The sequence below is a fragment of the Polaribacter sp. Asnod1-A03 genome, assembly GCF_045063585.1.
GTDB lineage: Bacteria > Bacteroidota > Bacteroidia > Flavobacteriales > Flavobacteriaceae > Polaribacter.
Genome location: NZ_JBEFOE010000009.1, coordinates 1,436,376 through 1,454,484 on the forward strand (window position 1 = coordinate 1,436,376; position 18,109 = coordinate 1,454,484).

10 protein-coding genes are annotated in these 18,109 nt (G+C 30.0%); 8 read left to right on the top strand and 2 right to left on the bottom strand.

What is annotated here, in order from left to right:
• Positions 1–32 precede the first annotated feature (32 nt).
• Both ACJJVY_RS06845 and gyrA read right to left on the bottom strand, forming a co-directional pair.
• Positions 33–1,277, bottom strand: a complete 1,245-nt coding sequence (locus ACJJVY_RS06845) for a tetratricopeptide repeat protein (protein WP_405606255.1) — start codon at positions 1,275–1,277, stop codon at positions 33–35.
• A 23-nt stretch (positions 1,278–1,300) separates the two neighbouring features.
• Positions 1,301–3,805 (bottom strand): DNA gyrase subunit A, encoded by a 2,505-nt coding sequence (gene gyrA / locus ACJJVY_RS06850; protein ID WP_405606256.1) that lies wholly within the window; start codon positions 3,803–3,805, stop codon positions 1,301–1,303.
• 273 nt (positions 3,806–4,078) lie between these two features.
• Between gyrA and ACJJVY_RS06855 the strand changes: the two genes are divergently transcribed.
• The 8 genes from ACJJVY_RS06855 to ACJJVY_RS06890 all read left to right on the top strand — a co-directional run bounded on the left by ACJJVY_RS06855 (position 4,079) and on the right by ACJJVY_RS06890 (position 18,106).
• Positions 4,079–6,646 carry an ATP-dependent Clp protease ATP-binding subunit gene (locus tag ACJJVY_RS06855; RefSeq protein WP_405606257.1) on the top strand — a complete coding sequence of 856 codons (2,568 nt, stop codon included), beginning with the start codon at positions 4,079–4,081 and terminating at the stop codon, positions 6,644–6,646.
• Between the two features lie 115 nt (positions 6,647–6,761).
• Positions 6,762–7,007: a hypothetical protein gene (locus ACJJVY_RS06860; RefSeq protein WP_405606258.1), complete on the top strand. Its 246-nt coding sequence runs from the start codon at positions 6,762–6,764 to the stop codon at positions 7,005–7,007.
• Between the two features lies 1 nt (position 7,008).
• Positions 7,009–7,575, top strand: a complete 567-nt coding sequence (locus ACJJVY_RS06865; RefSeq protein ID WP_405606259.1) for a Crp/Fnr family transcriptional regulator — start codon at positions 7,009–7,011, stop codon at positions 7,573–7,575.
• A 62-nt stretch (positions 7,576–7,637) separates the two neighbouring features.
• Positions 7,638–8,090 carry a hypothetical protein gene (locus tag ACJJVY_RS06870; protein ID WP_405606260.1) on the top strand — a complete coding sequence of 151 codons (453 nt, stop codon included), beginning with the start codon at positions 7,638–7,640 and terminating at the stop codon, positions 8,088–8,090.
• 85 nt (positions 8,091–8,175) lie between these two features.
• On the top strand, positions 8,176–11,991 hold the full coding sequence (locus tag ACJJVY_RS06875; protein WP_405606261.1) for a two-component regulator propeller domain-containing protein: 3,816 nt from the start codon (positions 8,176–8,178) through the stop codon (positions 11,989–11,991).
• 176 nt (positions 11,992–12,167) lie between these two features.
• A complete protein-coding gene (locus ACJJVY_RS06880; protein WP_405606262.1) occupies positions 12,168–15,140 on the top strand; it encodes a SusC/RagA family TonB-linked outer membrane protein in 2,973 nt (990 codons plus the stop codon).
• 12 nt (positions 15,141–15,152) lie between these two features.
• Complete coding sequence (locus ACJJVY_RS06885; RefSeq protein ID WP_405606263.1) at positions 15,153–16,898, top strand: RagB/SusD family nutrient uptake outer membrane protein; 1,746 nt, start codon at positions 15,153–15,155, stop codon at positions 16,896–16,898.
• Between the two features lie 95 nt (positions 16,899–16,993).
• Positions 16,994–18,106, top strand: coding sequence for an alkaline phosphatase (locus tag ACJJVY_RS06890; RefSeq protein WP_405606264.1), 1,113 nt, complete (start codon positions 16,994–16,996; stop codon positions 18,104–18,106).
• Positions 18,107–18,109: the final 3 nt, after the last annotated feature.

Here is an 18,109-nt window from a genome sequence, read left to right on the forward strand (position 1 = left end):
TCGGATTTTTTTATATTATCAATTAAGAAATTTTATTGATCTCTCATTTCTTTATAAATAGGTCTTAAAGCATCTGCTTTTTCTTCCATTTCTAAAGTATCATAAAGATTTAAAAGAGTTCTAACCGTATCCATATTTCTACCTAATGAATCTGCTTTCTCTAAATAAGGAAGCGCTTTTCTATAAACTTCTTTTTGTTTACCTTCTAATTCAGTATATTTTTTATTATTAGATAAGTTTTGATTCATTTCATCTACAATAGCTTTTTCTTCACTTAAAATAGCAATTGCTAAATTCATGTACGCATCTCCATAATCTGGTTTTAACTCAATTGCTTTTTTATAATACCCTATAGCTTCTTCAGTTTTACCCTCTCCTGCATTAACAACACCTAAATTAAAAAATAAACTTGGGTTTGTTGGATCTAACTCTACTGCTTCTTGCATTAACTCACCAAATTTATCCATTTGTTCTAACTCAATATACATTTGAGCTTGATTTAATAAAAGATTAATATCTTTTGGATCTCCTTTTCTAGCCTCTTTTAAAGCTTCAATTGCTAATTCTGGTTTTCCTTGATTAACATAAATATACCCCATATTTTTAATAATGTCTCCCTTTCTTGAAGGTGAAACTTTATCGGTTGGTGTTGTATATTTACCAAACTTAATCATATTATCCCTATTAGATTTAGTACCTAAATCTTCCTCTTGTCCTGTTGCTGTATTAACAGCTAAATATTGTGTAGTAATACCAGTGTATCCTACCTCTATTAATTCTTTATAATAATCAAGAGCCGATTCATAATCTTCATCTAATGATGCACTAACTGCTGCATTATATAAAAAAGTGGTATCTCTTGGGCTTAATTTATAAGTTAATGCAAAATTTCCTTTAGCATTTTTATAATCTTTAGCATTATACTCCTCAATTGCCTTGTTAGAAACCGTTTGTATTAATTCTGATAATTTTGGTTGAGCTTCTTTAGTATACTTTTGCTTACCTGATTCCTTTTCAAACTCTAATAATTGATTGTAAGCTTCTGCAGCTTTTTCTACATTAGAATCCCCGTAAGAAACACCTTTTAAGTACAAATATTTTCCTTTGTACTTAGAATCCATAGAGTCTTCTGATTCTTCAAGAGTTGCTATAACAGCTTTAGCTTCTTGTAAATCTCCTTTTTTAATTGCTTTTTCAACAGCTTTTAATTCATCCTTTTGCGCATAAGTTGCTAATGAAAGCATTCCTAATGTTAACGCCAATATCTGATTTTTCATTTTACTATTTATTAATTTATTTGTTATTCTTGATTTTCAGTTGAATCATTTTCAATTTCCGTGCCATTTTCTAATTCCTCTTCCGCGTCTTCTTCATGTACTACTTTGGCAACTGCAGCAATACTATCATCTTCTTTAATGTTTATTAAACGAACACCTTGCGTTGCACGTCCCATAACCCTTAAATCTTCTACAGACATCCTAATTACAATACCAGATTTATTAATAATCATTAAATCGTTAGAATCATCTACGTTCTTAATAGCTACAAGTTTACCCGTTTTTTCCGAAATATTTAAAGTTTTTACACCTTTACCACCTCTATTAGTAATTCTATAATCTTCTAATTTAGATCGTTTTCCATATCCTCTCTCAGAAACTACAAGAATATTACTTTCCATATCATTTACAGCAACCATTCCTATTACCTCATCATTGTCATGTTGCAAAGTAATTCCTCTAACACCTGACGCAGTTCTACCCATTGGACGTGTTTTAGCTTCTTCGAAACGAATAGACTTACCAGAAGCTAACGCTAACATTACTTGGCTATCTCCTGTTGTTAATTTCGCTTCTAATAACTCATCCCCTTCTTTAATAGTAATTGCGTTAATACCATTTGTTCTTGGTCTAGAATATTGTTCTAAAGAAGTCTTTTTAACTTGACCTTTTTTAGTAGCCATAATTACATAATGGCTGTTGATATACTCTTCATTTTTTAAGTCTTCTGTAACCAAAAATGCTTTTACACTATCATCTTGCTCTATATTAATAAGGTTTTGCATTGCTCTACCTTTGGTGTTTTTACCACCTTCCGGAATTTCATAAACACGCATCCAAAACACTTTTCCTTTTTGAGTGAAAAACATCATATATTGATGATTTGTCCCGACAAATAAGTGTTCTAAGAAATCTTCATTTCTTGTAGTAGCACCTTTTTGTCCACGTCCTCCTCTGTTCTGAACTTTATATTCATCAAGATTTGTACGTTTTAAGTATCCTGCATTAGAAATCGTTACCACAACTTTCGTATCAGGAATCATATCTTCAATACGCATATCTCCACCTGCATACTCTATAATAGATCTACGTTCATCACCATATTTATCTTTAATAAGTAATAACTCATCTTTAATAATTTGGTAACGTCTTGGTTCGTTTGCTAAAATATCCTTTAAATCTGCTATTGTTAACATGATTTCTTCATATTCCGCACGTAATTTATCTTGCTCTAAACCTGTTAATTGACGCAAACGCATCTCTACAATTGCTTTGGCTTGAATTTCTGTTAACTCAAAACGCTCAATTAACTTTTCTCTAGCTTCATCTGCGTTAGAAGATGCTCTAATAATAGCAATTACCTCATCAATATTATCTGATGCAATAATTAATCCTTCTAAAATATGTGCTCTTGCTTCTGCTTTTTTAAGTTCAAACTCTGTTCTACGAACAACAACTTCGTGCCTATGTTCTACAAAGTAATGAATTAACTGTTTTAAATTTAATTGCTCTGGTTTACCATTAACCAATGCAATATTATTTACACTAAAAGAAGTTTGTAACTGTGTATATTTAAACAACTTATTTAAAACGATATTAGGAATTGCATCTCTTTTTAAAATGTAAACAATTCGCATACCATTTCTATCAGATTCATCACGAATATTCGCAATTCCTTCTAATTTTTTATCATTAACAAGTTCGGCAGTTTTTTTAATCATTTCTGCCTTATTTACTTGATAAGGGATTTCTGTAACAATAATACACTCACGCCCTTTAACTTCTTCTATAACAGCTTTAGCACGCATTACAATACGCCCTCGCCCTGTATGAAAAGCATCTCTTACGCCATCATATCCATAAATAATTCCTCCTGTAGGAAAATCTGGAGCAGAAATGTGCTGCATTAACTCGTCAATTTCAATATCTCTATTTTCAATATAAGCAACTGTACCATTTATAACTTCTGTTAGGTTATGAGGTGCCATATTTGTTGCCATACCTACCGCAATACCAGAAGCTCCGTTTATTAATAATCCGGGAATTCTTGTTGGTAAAACTGTTGGCTCTTGCAGTGTATCATCAAAATTTAAAGTATGATCTACAGTATCCTTTTCAATATCAGCTAACATTTCTTCTGATATTTTTTGCATTCTCACCTCTGTATAACGCATTGCTGCTGGCGAATCTCCATCAACTGAACCAAAGTTCCCTTGACCATCAACCATCATGTAACGTACACTCCAGTTTTGTGCCATACGCACCATAGAATCATATACAGAAGTATCTCCGTGTGGATGATATTTACCTAAAACTTCCCCAACAATTCTTGCTGATTTTTTATAAGACCCAGTTGCTTTAATTCCTAATTCATGCATTCCATACAAAACCCTTCTATGTACTGGTTTTAAACCATCTCTTACATCTGGTAATGCTCTTGAAACAATTACTGACATCGAATAATCGATGTATGCAGCCTTCATTTGCTCTTCAATGTTAATCGGAATTAACTTTTCTCCGTCTGCCATATATATATTTAATTAATATTTAATCATTTTTTTAAAACAAGGCAAGATACTATTTCTCTCACTTTTTACAAAGGTTTAACCTCTGTAATTAAGTTGAGTTATCAACATTTTTTCTAAATTTTTAACAGTATTTTATTTGTCTGATTTCCAATAGTTTTCTACCTTAGTAAGATAGTCAAACTGTCAGTTTTTTACCATTGGCATCTTTTTTGTAATTAAGTACAAAAAAAAAGGACTAAATTTACAACACATCAATTATAGATAGAAAGAAATATGGACGATAATTTTTCACCAAAAGTCAGAGATGTAATTACTTTCAGTAAAGAAGAAGCACTACGATTAGGGCATGAGTTTATTGGAACAGAACATCTTCTGTTAGGTTTAATTAGAAAAGGAGAAGGGAAAGCAATAGAAATTTTAACAACATTTGATGTTGACTTAATACTATTACGTAAAAAATTAGAACAACTAAACCCTGCGAATCCAACTTTTACAGAAAGTACAGATAAACCCAGTTTACGATTAACAAGACAAGCAGAAAAAGCACTAAAAACAACTTTTTTAGAAGCTAAATTATATCAAAGCGATTCTATTGATACAGCACATTTATTACTGTGTATTTTAAGAAACGAAAATGACCCTACAACTAAGCTAATTCATAAATACCACGTTAATTATGATGAAGCTAAGAACCTGTATAAACAACTACATGTAGATGATTTAGATACGGATGATTTACCCACAAACCCAACTGCAGAAACTCCTTCTGATGATGAATATGCATCAGAAAAACAAAACCCTTTTGGGCAGCCTCAAAAAGGAAAAACTGTAAAGAAATCTAAAACTCCGGTATTAGATAATTTTGGTAGAGATTTAACTGATTTAGCAGAAAAAGGAAAATTAGATCCTGTTGTTGGTAGACAAAAAGAGATAGAGCGAGTTTCTCAAATATTAAGTAGAAGAAAGAAAAATAATCCAATGTTAATTGGTGAACCTGGTGTTGGTAAATCTGCCATTGCAGAAGGTTTAGCTTTAAGAATTGTAGAACGTAAGGTTTCTAGAATTTTATTTGATAAAAGACTGGTTTCTTTAGATTTAGCTAGTTTAGTTGCTGGTACTAAATACAGAGGTCAGTTTGAGGAACGAATGAAAGCTTTAATGAACGAATTAGAAAAGAACGATGATATTATTCTTTTTATTGATGAAATTCATACCATTGTTGGTGCTGGTGGAGCTACAGGTTCTTTAGATGCTTCTAACATGTTAAAACCCGCCTTAGCAAGAGGTGAGATACAATGTATTGGCGCAACTACGCTAGATGAATTTAGAACAAACATAGAAAAAGATGGCGCTTTAGAACGTCGTTTTCAAAAAGTAATTGTAGAACCTACTTCTGTTGAAGAAACTGTTCAAATTTTACATAATATAAAAGCTAAATACGAAGAACACCATCATGTTAATTTTACAGACGATGCTATTGATGCTTGTGTAAGTTTAACAAATCGATATATGACTGATAGATACTTGCCAGACAAAGCTATTGATGCTTTAGACGAAGCGGGTTCTAGAATTCACATTACAAATATTGTGGTTCCTCAACAAGTTTTAGAGTTAGAAGCGCAATTAGAAATCATTAGAGAAAGAAAAACAAAAGCTGTTAATGGTCAGAAATACGAAGAAGCTGCTAAACTACGTGATGATGAAAAAAACATGGAAGCTGCTTTAGATTCTGCTCAAAAACAATGGGAAGATGACTCTAAATTAAATAGAGAAATTGTAACAGAAGATAATGTTGCAGAAGTTGTTTCTATGATGACAGGTATTCCTGTAAATAGAGTTGCAGAAGCAGAAAGCCATCGTTTACACGAGTTACCTGGTTTAATCAAAGGAAAAGTAATTGGACAAGATGAGGCAGTAACTAAAGTAGTAAAAGCAATACAACGTAATAGAGTTGGTTTAAAAGACCCTAACAAACCTATTGGTTCTTTTATTTTCTTAGGACAAACTGGTGTTGGTAAAACTCAATTAGCTAAAGTTTTAGCTCGTGAATTATTTGATTCTGATGATTCTCTAATTAGAATTGACATGAGCGAATACATGGAAAAATTTGCTATCTCTCGTTTAATTGGTGCTCCTCCTGGATATGTTGGTTATGAAGAAGGTGGACAGTTAACAGAAAAAGTAAGAAGAAAACCTTATTCTGTTATACTTTTAGATGAAATAGAAAAAGCGCATCCTGATGTATTTAATATGTTATTACAAGTTTTAGATGACGGACATATTACGGATAGTTTAGGGCGTAAAATCGATTTTAGAAACACCATTATTATAATGACTTCTAACATTGGCGCTAGACAATTAAAAGATTTTGGTGGTGGTGTTGGTTTTGGTACTTCTTCTAAAAAAGAACAAGCAGATGCACATGCAAAATCTGTTATAGAAGGTGCTTTAAAGAAATCTTTTGCTCCTGAATTTTTAAACAGAATAGATGATGTAATTGTATTTAATGCTTTAGAAAGAGAAGATATTCATTCTATTATAGACATAGAATTAGATAAATTACTAAATAGAATTTCTAACTTAGGTTATACTTTAAACTTAAGCGAAAAAGCAAAAGATTATATTGCAGATAAAGGTTTCGATAAAAAATACGGAGCGAGACCTCTTAAAAGAGCTATCCAAAAATACATTGAAGACGCTTTAGCTGAAGAAATTGTGAATTCTAAATTAGATGAAGGAGATACAATTTCCATGGATTTTGATGAAGATAAAAACAAACTCACAATTAACATTACCAAAGGTGAGAAGAAAAAAGAGACCCGAACAGAAACAGGATCTTAATATTAAAAAATCCCAAGCAAATTTGTTTGGGATTTTTTTTGCTTCAGAATAGCTTCTCTATGTATTATTTTTTCATGCTAAAAAAAACTAACTTAGCTTCTATCAAAAAAACAAAATGACTTACAATAAAATATTAACTTTACTAACTATATTAGTTACAAACATTTTATTTTCTCAAAACAAAAGAGCAAGAGATTACGGAATTGAAGTTGGTGTTTTAAAAACAGGTAAATTAAATGCTATTACTCTTTTTGCTGCAAAAACAAAGACCGGTAGAGAAAACTACACAAAAGAATCATTACCTATTGATGATGTTATTAAGATAATGAAGAAATACAATAGCATTAATACATCAAACTAAGATGCATCAAATCAGAAAATTTATTGACACTATTTCTCCTTTAAATGATTCTGATTGGAAGTTTTTTTCATCAAAATTAAAAGAGGCAAGATTAAATAAAAATACTGTCTTATTAAAAGCAGGTAAAACAGAAAATTACATCTCATTTATTTCTAAAGGCATTGTAAGACTTTATGTTCCAAGAGAAGAATCTGATTTAACTTTTGGCTTCTTATTCGAAAATGAATTTGTAACAGCCTATGATTCTTTTCTAACACAAACTTCATCCGAATATCAAATTGAAACATTAACAGAAACTATTTTGTGGCGAATTTCAAATAAAGATTTACAAGAAGTCTATAAAAAAACCAAAAATGGAAATATAATTGGTAGAAAAATGGCAGAAAATATGTTTTTAATAAAATCGAAAAGAGAACTTTCTTTATTGAGTAAAACTGCAGAAGAAAGATATTTAGACCTATTTACAAACAGACCAAATTTACTAAAACAAGTTCCATTAAAATATATTGCTTCTTATATTGGTGTTACCCCACAAGCACTTAGTAGAATAAGAAAACGAATTACTTAACTTAGGTTCATTTTATTTATTTTTTCTTTTCTGATTTTTGTATCAGAATAAAATTAGAAAACATGAAACCTTTAATTGTTTTAGTATTAAGTTTTACAATCTCAATTTTTATCGTAAAAATCATTAAAAATGAATATGACCTAGAATTATCTGCAAGAATTGCAATGTCTACAATGCTCTTATTTACTGCAATCGGACATTTTGTTTTTACTAACGGAATGTCTATGATGATTCCTAAATTCATCCCGAATAAAATAAGTTTAGTTTATATAACAGGTATTCTAGAAATACTATTAGCAGTAGGTTTAATAATTCCAAAACTTAAAGTTGTAACAGGTTGGGCACTTATCATTTTTCTTTTATTAATGTTACCAGCTAATATTTACGCCTCTTTACATAAAATAAACTACCAAAAAGGAACTTTTAACGGCAATGACATAAACTATTTATGGTTTAGAATACCATTGCAAATTTTCTTTATCGTCTGGACATATCTTTCAGTAATCAGAATATAAATCTAAAAATATTTTCTTTTACTTAACGCATTTTTCACGTTTAAGTAACCTTGTTATTGTACGCTTGTAGGTTTAAATATACAACATGACAAGAGTCACTTTTCTCGCTTTTTTTATATTATTACAAACATTTGGACAAGAGATTAAGTTTGAAAACTTCTCTGTTAATAAAGGACTTTCTAATAACTCTGTAAAAGATATAGAAAATGATGTTAATGGTGGTTTATGGATTGCAACTTGGGATGGTTTAAATTACTTTGATGGTTATACATTTACCATTTTTAAAAACGATATTGATGATAAAAATAGCATTGCAGGTAATTTTATAACAAAAATTAAAAGAGATCTTAAGGGGACAATATGGATTATTACTGAAGATGCTAAAATTAGCAGATACATTGGGAATAAGAAGTTTAAAAATTACACTTTTAAAGAAAAACCAAATGATATTTCTATTTCTAGAAATGGTAATATTCTAGTCTGCACTCCAATTAATTGCTATGAATTTATATCTGGTCAGTTTCAAAAAATAGATAAATTACCTAATAATAAAGAAAATGAAGCTTTAAAAAACATTCTTTTAACAAAATATCCTCACCTAATTATTAATGACATCCTAAAAGATAAAACTGGTAACATATGGTATGCAACTCTTAAAAATGGTTTATATGTAATTAAGAATAAACTAAATAGAGGTAATAAATATCATATAGAAAATTATCTAAAAGATCCTTATTCTTCATCAAGTTTTAATAGTAATGAAATAGAAACGTTGCATGAAGATCTTTTTGGTAATATTTGGTTAGGCACAAAAGATGGTGGAATTTGTATGGCTTATTCTAATTCTGATAAAATTGTTTCTATTGCTCCACATCCTCTAGAATCGCCAAATATTCCTAATGAAACTTTACGTGCAATTACAAAGGATACAGAAGGTAAGCTTTGGTTAGGTTACTATACAAAAGGACTATATTCTTACAATTCAGAGTCTAAAAACTACAAGAAATTCACCATTAAAGAAGCCAACTATCAACCTGATTGGAAACGTATAAGGTCTTTATTTACTGCTTCTGATGGTACTATTTGGGCAGGTACTTATGCTGGAATCATTAAAATTAAAAAAAATGGTGACTATTTTTTATATGAAGCTAATGAACTTTCCAATCTTCCTAATAACCGAAATTATTCTATTTACGAAGACAACAACAAACAATTATGGATTGCTTGTTGGGGTGGTGTTGCTAAATTTAATTTAATGACTAATAGATTCGAAGCTTTTAATGGACAAGATTTATTGTCTAAATATCACATCAGGAATCTAAAATTTCTAGACAATGAACTTATTTTGGCTACAGAATATAACGGTTTGCAATTACTAGATGTTAAAAAAGGAAAACTAAAAAAAATTGAAGTACAAAAAGGGCTTTCTAATTATCATAAAGAAGAAATAAAAACAAATTCTAATGGTAAAAAAATTAAGCTTACAGATTTAAAAAATGGTGAATTACAAACTATAAACACAGATAAAGGCTTATTAAGTAATAGTATTTATGCTGTTTATAAGGATAAAAATACCGGGTATTATTGGATTGCCACAATGGGAGGCTTAAGTATTTTTGATAAAGAAAAAGGCATTGTAAAAAACATTACAGAAAGAGAAGGCCTACCTAGTCAGTTGGTTTATGGCATTTTAAATAACGAAAAAGAAATTTGGTTAAGTACAACAAAAGGTATTGCAGTTATAAATAAAAATAATTTTTTAGTAAAAGCTTTTTATCCCAAAGGCGGTTGGCAAGTTTCTGAATTCTCTGAAGGCGCTTATTATCAAGACGTAAAAGGAGATTTGTATTTTGGAGGCATCAATGGCTTAAATTATTTTAACCCAAACAATATTCAGTTTAATAACTCTAAAGCAAAGCTTAAACTATTAGTTGATTATAATGAAAACTACACATCAAACATTGTAAAAAACTACAACAATAATCATATTGATATTGATTTAGTTCCTATCCGATTTCCTATAAAAGTAGAAAAAAACATTTATTACAAATTAGAAGGACATGACAGTAGCTGGATTTTATTAAACGTTAATAACGAAATAAGTTACAGTAATCTTATACCTGGTGAATACAAATTTTTAGTTAAAGAAGGTAAAAACAGTAAAAATGCTGTGCTATTTACTTTACATATAAAAAAACCATTTTACCAAACTATTCTCTTCTACGTTTTATTATCTGGTATTATTTTAATTAGTGCTGTCGTATTTATTTACATAAAAAACAAATCTGTAATTGCACAACAAAAAAAGTTAGAAAACAAAATTGTAGCACGTACAAAAGTTATTGAAAATCAGAAAAAAGATTTACAATCTATAAACAATAAGCTAGATGAAAAGAATAAAGAAATTTTACTTCAAAAAGAAAAACTTTTAGAGTTACATAACAATCTTAAAAATGAAGATTTTGAAATAGAAAAATTTAAAACCTTTGTGCTATCAGAATTTCAAGAACCTGTTTCTAAAATCATTAAAAAAGCTAATTTATTATCAGAAAATTCTGAAAATAAAAAAAGTATCCTTCAACAATCTAATAAACTAGTAACACTTATTTCAGAATGGAACTACCTAAGTCACATTAAAGATATTGGTTCTATAAAAACCTCAGCAATTAACTTATTTCCTGTTTTAAAAAGTAGCATTCGTAAACTAGAAAAATCATTACATAGTAATAAAGTTGATTTCAATTTTAATATTGATGCCACTATTAATTGGGTAGAAATTGATGTTTTACGCTTTAGATTAATGCTACAATATTTGTTTAATGACATTACTAAATACTCCGATACAGGAAGCAAATTAGATGTAAACATAAACCATAAAGACTCTAATTTACTTATAGAAACAACCTCTAACAGCAGTCTTTTAAGAAATAATTGGTATAGTGTCTTACATTATAGCCCTTATTTTAAAGCGCTGCAAACACTTTTAACTGATTTAAAAGGTGAATTTATTAACCACAATTTTAAAACAAAATTTAAAGTAGCTTTACGCATACCTATTTCTACAATTAATACTAATGACAAACAAATAGAAACCATTTCTTGGAAACATTTTAATGAACAAGAAAACTTATCTACAGATAAAAAAAATGTATTAATTTTTAGTGATGAAGAAAATTTTGCAACTGCAAATCAAATATTAGAACAAAATAATTATAATTTAATTTTTGAAAATTATGCAAGCAATTTAAATTCTGCCATAAAACAAATTCCAATTAATATTATTGTTTTATATCAAGTTACATTTTCTAAAGAACTTTTATATTTTCTTAATAATTCTGATGAAATACAAAGAAAAGAAATTCCTATGATTTACATTTCAGAAGATATTAATTACGAGTTAAGAGAAGAATCTATAGAGTTTGGTATAGACACCCTTGTTCAGCTTCCTGTTAGTCAATCTTTCATCACAAAAAAGATGGAATCACTCATCAATAAGAAACACATTTCTATAAAAGAAAATCAATTTCAACAAAAAATATTTGACATCTTAACAGACAAAGATCTTATTGTAACAGCCAATGACAAACTACTAAAAAAGAGTTTAGAAATTATAAAAAAAGAACTACACAATCCTTCTTTTAATGTTGAAATGTTAGTAGATTTATTAGACGTTTCTAGAGTTAAATGTTACCGTTTATTTAAAGAACGTTTAAAACAATCACCTTCGGATGTTATCATGTCTTTAAGACTGCAAAAAGCAGAAGCTTTACTAAAAACAAAGAAACTAAACATTTCTGAAATCAGTTTTGAGTGCGGTTACAACGACCCAAAATATTTTGGTAGAGCTTTTAAAAAGCATTTTGGCAAAAGTCCTAAAGAATTTAAAGAACAATTTAATTAATTACTTTGTTATTGTAGGATTTTCTTAACGTTAGGTAATTGTTACTGTAACAAAACAACACCCTATTTGTTTCTTTTTTAAACCAATTTGAACATTTTATCCGCCTTCAAGAAACAAAAACACCCCTAATAGGGTTTTCCGAAAATTACATTTACAGCAAACAAAAACTTAATTAAATGAAAAAAATTTATTTATTTTTAATACTTGTTTTAGGATGTTTATCTTATTCTAATGCACAAGTTAAAATATCAGGAAACGTAGTTTCTGATGCTGATGGTATACCAATACCTAATGTTTCTGTAGTTTTAAAAGGAAACCAGAATACAGGAACAACAACTGATTTTGACGGTAATTTTATTATTAATTTAAATGATAAAAATGGTATTTTAATATTTTCTTATTTAGGTTATCAAACAAAAGAAGTTCTTTATTCTGGTAATCAAAAATTAAATGTAACACTTATTGAAGAAGCTAGTGCTTTAGATGAAATTGTAATTGTTGGTTATGGTTCTCAAAAAAGATCTGATGTTACTGGTGCTATTTCTTCTGTAAAAAGTGAAGATTTTAACCAAGGTGTTGTTGCAAACGCAGGTCAGTTATTACAAGGTAAAGTTGCTGGTGTAAATGTTTCTTCTAATAGTGGTGAGCCTGGTGCAACACAAGATGTGGTTATTAGAGGTGTTGGTAGTTTACGTTCTGGTACTACTCCACTTTATATTGTAGATGGTTTTGCGCTAGACAATTCTGGTAATGGTATTGCTTCTAACCCTTTAAACTTTATCAACCCACAAGACATAGAAAGTATAGAAGTTTTAAAAGATGCTTCTTCTGCTGCAATTTATGGTTCTAGAGCTGCCAATGGTGTAATTGTAATTACAACAAAAAAAGGTAAAAAAGGTAAAACAAAAATAAACCTAACACTTTCTAGCGGTTTTTCTTCTTTAGCTAATAAAGTGGATGTTTTTAATGCTGATGAATTTAGAACTAATGTAAATGCTGTAAATGGTACTTTATTAGATGGAGGTGAATCTACAGATTGGCAAGATGAGTTAACAAGAACAGCTGTTTCTAAAAACATTAACTTTTCTATGAGCGGTGGTACAGATAATTCTTCTTACGCTGCTTCTATTGGTGTAGATGACCAAGAAGGTATTTTAAGAAATAGTAATTTAAAGCGTTACTCTGGTCGTTTAAACTTAACTCAAAAGGCAATTGAAGATAAATTAAATGTAACCTTTAATTTAACTGCTACCAAGTTAGATAATACAAGACCAAATTCTAGTTCTGTTGTTGGTAATATGTTAAGTTTAAACCCAACTGATACTCCATATGATGAAAATGGTGAATTAATTGGAAATTTAAGTAACGATATTTTAAACCCTTTTATTGCTGAATCTATTTACGGAGACTACACAAATAATAACCGTATTTTAGCAAACATTTCTCCTTCTTATAAAATTATAGATGGTTTAACCTATAAATTAAATGTTGGTGTAGATTATTCTATTACAGAAAGAGATGTACAATATATGCCTTATGCTACCGAAACAAATACAACTTTAGGTAGTGTAAATACAGCAACTACAAAAAACAGCAATACACTTGTAGAAAACACCTTAACATATAGTCTTTACAAAAAGTTAAGCAGCTTTACTTTTTTATTAGGTCATTCTTTTCAACAAACGGAAGTTAGTCAGAAACAATTTTACTTAGAAGGTTTTCCTGATAATGGTGTAGAACCAAGATATCAGCTAGAAACTGCTAACCAACAAACTATACAATCTGCTTACGCTACTAAAAATGAATTACAGTCTTTCTTTGGTAGAGTAAATTATACATATAATGATAAGTATTTAGTTACCGCAACAATGCGTGCAGATGGTTCTTCTAAATTTGGAGAAAATAATAGGTATGGATATTTCCCTTCTGTTGCCTTAGGATGGAACATTAATAAAGAAGGTTTCCTAAAAGACTCTGATCACATCAACAACTTAAAATTAAGAGCAAGTTGGGGACAAACTGGTAGTCAAGAAATTCCTTCTAAAATAACACAAGCAAGTTATACAGAAAGTAATACCGATAATGATACATATCCTTTAGATTCAAGTACTTCAGATTTAGCAGGATATCCCTACGGATCTATCTTTACTCGTTTGGCAAATCCTGATATTCAATGGGAAGTGTCTACACAAACAAATATTGGTTTAGACTTTGGTTTATTTGGTAACAAATTAACAGGTACAATCGATTATTTTAGTAAAATTACAGACAATATTTTATTAGAAGTTGCACCTACAGATCCTATTGTGCCTGTATCTAGTTATTGGACTAACATCCCAAATATGGAAATTAGAAACAACGGAATTGAAATTGCTTTAGATTATAACAATAGGTTAAGTGAAGATTTCTCTTACAATATTGGAGGTAATATTTCTATCACAAAAAACGAAGTAGTCAATTCTCCTTATCAAATATTAACAACTGGTGCTGCACAAGGTTCAGGACAAACAGGAGCTACAATTAACGGAGTTTTAGATGGAGAATCTATTGGTGCTTTTTACATGCAAGAATTTATAGGAATTGGTGATGATGGATTAAATCAATTTGCTGATACAAATAATGATGGAGAAATTTTAGATGACGATCGTATTGTTGCTGGTAACGCTTTGCCAGATTACATCTATGCATTTTATTTAAACTTTAATTACAAAAACTTCGATTTAGGTTTAAACTTTAATGGTGCTGACGGTAATAAAATTTATAACCATGTTGCCATGTCTTCTTTTAACAAAGGAAACTTAGCAAATTCTTTTAACACAACTGACAGAGCTGTAGAATATTTAGATGAATCTGCTACAAATTCTAATTTAGTTTCTACAAGGTATTTAGAAGACGGAAGTTTCTTAAGGTTAAACAATGCAACTTTAGGATATAATTTTACACCAGAATCATTTGGCCTTGGTAATAGTATTAAAAACCTTCGTGTATCTATTACTGGTCAAAACTTATTTGTAATAACAGATTATACTGGTTTTGATCCAGAAATTAATACAGGAAGCCCAGTTGGAGGTATTCAAACTTTTGGTATCGATTATTTTAGTTATCCAAAAAGTAGAACATTCCTTTTAAGTCTAAATGTAGAATTTTAATAAGACACAAAAATGAAAAACATCATAAAAAATACAGTATTTGCAATTAGCATATTATTAATAGCTAGTTGTAGCGATTTAAAAGAAGAGGTTTTAGATGAATCTTTAACAGGTGCTGGACAAGCTGAAGCAATTAGCGGAGCAATTGCACCAGCATATGGACAAATTGCTTGGACTTGGAGACATACAAACTATTACGGTTTACAATTAATACCAAGTGATGAAGCTATTTTACCTTACAGAGGTGGTACAGATTGGTACGATGGTGGTAAGTTTTTAGCGGCTCATTCTCATACTATAACCTCTACAAACGATTTGGTTAAAAGTGCCTGGACAGAGTTAACTATAAATATCTCTAGAACCGTAACTGCTATAGAAGTTTTAACACCAATGGCAGAAGAAGGTAATACAGAAGCAGAAAGTGCTTTGTATGAAATGATAGCTCTTAGAGCCTATTTAAATATGCTAACTTTAGATAGTTGGGGTATTGCATTTAAAAAAGAATCTTCTAATGAAAATTCAATAATTCTTAGAGAACAAGATGCAATAGATTATATAGAAAGCGAATTATTATCGGTTGTAGATGTAATTAATACTGATAAAGGTTCTGGTAGAATGACGCAGTCTGCTGTTTGGGGATTTTTAGCGCGATTAAATTTAAATGCTGCTGTATATAGAGATCCTTACGGAACTCCAAATTTCACATCAGAAGATATGGATAAAGTGGTAGAATATACAGACAACATTATCAATTCTGGTAAATTCTCTTTATCTACAGAATATTTCGAATTATTTAATGATAGTAATAGTGATAATGCAGAATTAATTTTTGCCTTAGATCAGCGTGGAGTTTTAAAAAATGAACACAGTCGTTGGGCTTATTGGTCTTTACCGGGTTCTATGTTTCCTAGACCTGAATTTACAAGTGCAGATGGTACAGATGGTCCTGCAATTACATCAGACTTTTACCAAACTTGGGTTGATGCTTATGGTAGTGTAGATCCTGCAGATGCAGATCCTAGATTTCTTCAAAAAAACACCCAGGAAGTTGCTTATGGTGTAGATGATCTTACAGGTCTTTCTCCATTAAATGATGCAGATAATTACTACTGTGTAGAAGCAGAAGATTTTGAAATAGACAGAGGTATTTTAAGAGGTGTAACTTGGGCAGCTAGAAAAGATGAAAATGGTGCATTTTACACTTGTGATGATGGTTACAGAATTTATCCTGTAAAACAAATTAAAGGAAATGGTGTTGATAAAAATGTGGATTATGTAGATCTTACTTTACAAGTAGATTTTACAAATGAAGGTAGAGCACATCATACTGGTTATCGAGTTTCCAAGTATCAATTTAGTCACACTTCTAATAACGGAAATAATTACAGTAGTGTAGATTTAGTGTTAATGCGTTATGCAGAAATTTACATGATGCGTGCAGAAGCTAAATTAAGAAAAGGAGATGCTGCTAGTGCTTTAGCTGATGTAAACACAGTAAAAACATCAAGAAATGCACGTGAGCCAATGCCAACAGCTCTTTCTAGTATAGATTTAGATATTTTATATAGAGAACTTGGTTTTGAGTTTTACTGGGAAGGTTTAAGAAGAACAAGTCAAATTCGTTTTAGTCATTACGAAGATTCGTGGACAGAAAAAACAGATACAGACGTAAATAATAGGTTATTTCCAATTCCACAAGTAGCCATAGATGGAGCTTCAAATACACCTGGTTATTTATATCAAAATAAAGGATACTAGTTTTTATTGTTTTATGTTAAGGGAGTTTTTCTAAAAATGAAAGCTCCCTTTTTCTATATCAAACAAGTACAAAATAATTTCAAATTTCTAAAAAATTGAAAAAAATCACAAAAATAATATTACTGAGTTTAGTGTCTATTTTTTACATAGGTTGTAAAAAAAAATCGGTAAAAGTCTCACAAGAAGAACCTTTAAACATCATTCTTATGATAGGTGATGGTATGGGACTTGCACAAATTTCTACTGCTTTTTACTTTGGTGAAAAAATACCAAATTTTGAACAATTTAAAAACATTGGTTTTATAAAAACACCTAGTACAAGTCATACAATCACTGATTCTGCTGCCGGTGCCACTGCTTTTTCTACTGGGCAAAAAACATATAAAAGATCTATTGGTATGTCTAAAGACAGCTTACCGATTCCTACAATTATAGAAACATTACAAGAAAAAGGGTATCAATCTGGCTTAGTAAGCTTAACCCCTATTACACATGCAACTCCTGGTGCTTTCTATGCGCATGTAAAAGACAGAGATCTACATGAAGATATTGCTTTAGATTTAGTTAAATCTAATGTTGACTTTTTTGCAGGTGGCGGTTTAAAATACTTAAAACACAGATCTGATGAAAAAGATTTATATGCAGAATTAATTGCAAAAAACTACCAATTAGATTCTGTTAAATTATCTAAATATGATATCAATAAAAAAAACGGATACTTATTAGCCGATGAAGGTTTACCATCTAAAACTGAAGGTAGAAAAAGTTTTTTTCAAGATGCAACCCAGTTAGGCTTAGACTATTTAACTGAAAAAGAAAAACCGTTCTTTTTAATGATAGAAGGTTCTTATATCGATTGGGGAGGACATGCAATGGATGCAGAGTTATTAAAACAAGAAGTTTTAGATTTTGATAAAACTCTAGGATTAGTTTTAAAATACATCAAAAAACACCCCAATACACTTTTAGTGGTTACGGCTGATCATGAGACTGGTGGCGTTAGCATAGGTAAATCTTATGTAATTGATGAAAAAACAGGAGAAAGATCAGAAGAAGTAGATAACGTTTCTATCAATTTTAATAATGATCAACATAGCGGAACTTTAATTCCGGTTTTTGCAGAAGGTAGAGGTTCAGAAAATTTTCGAGGAATTTATGAAAATAACGAAATCTATCACAAAATATTCAAATCTATCAACAACAAATAATTT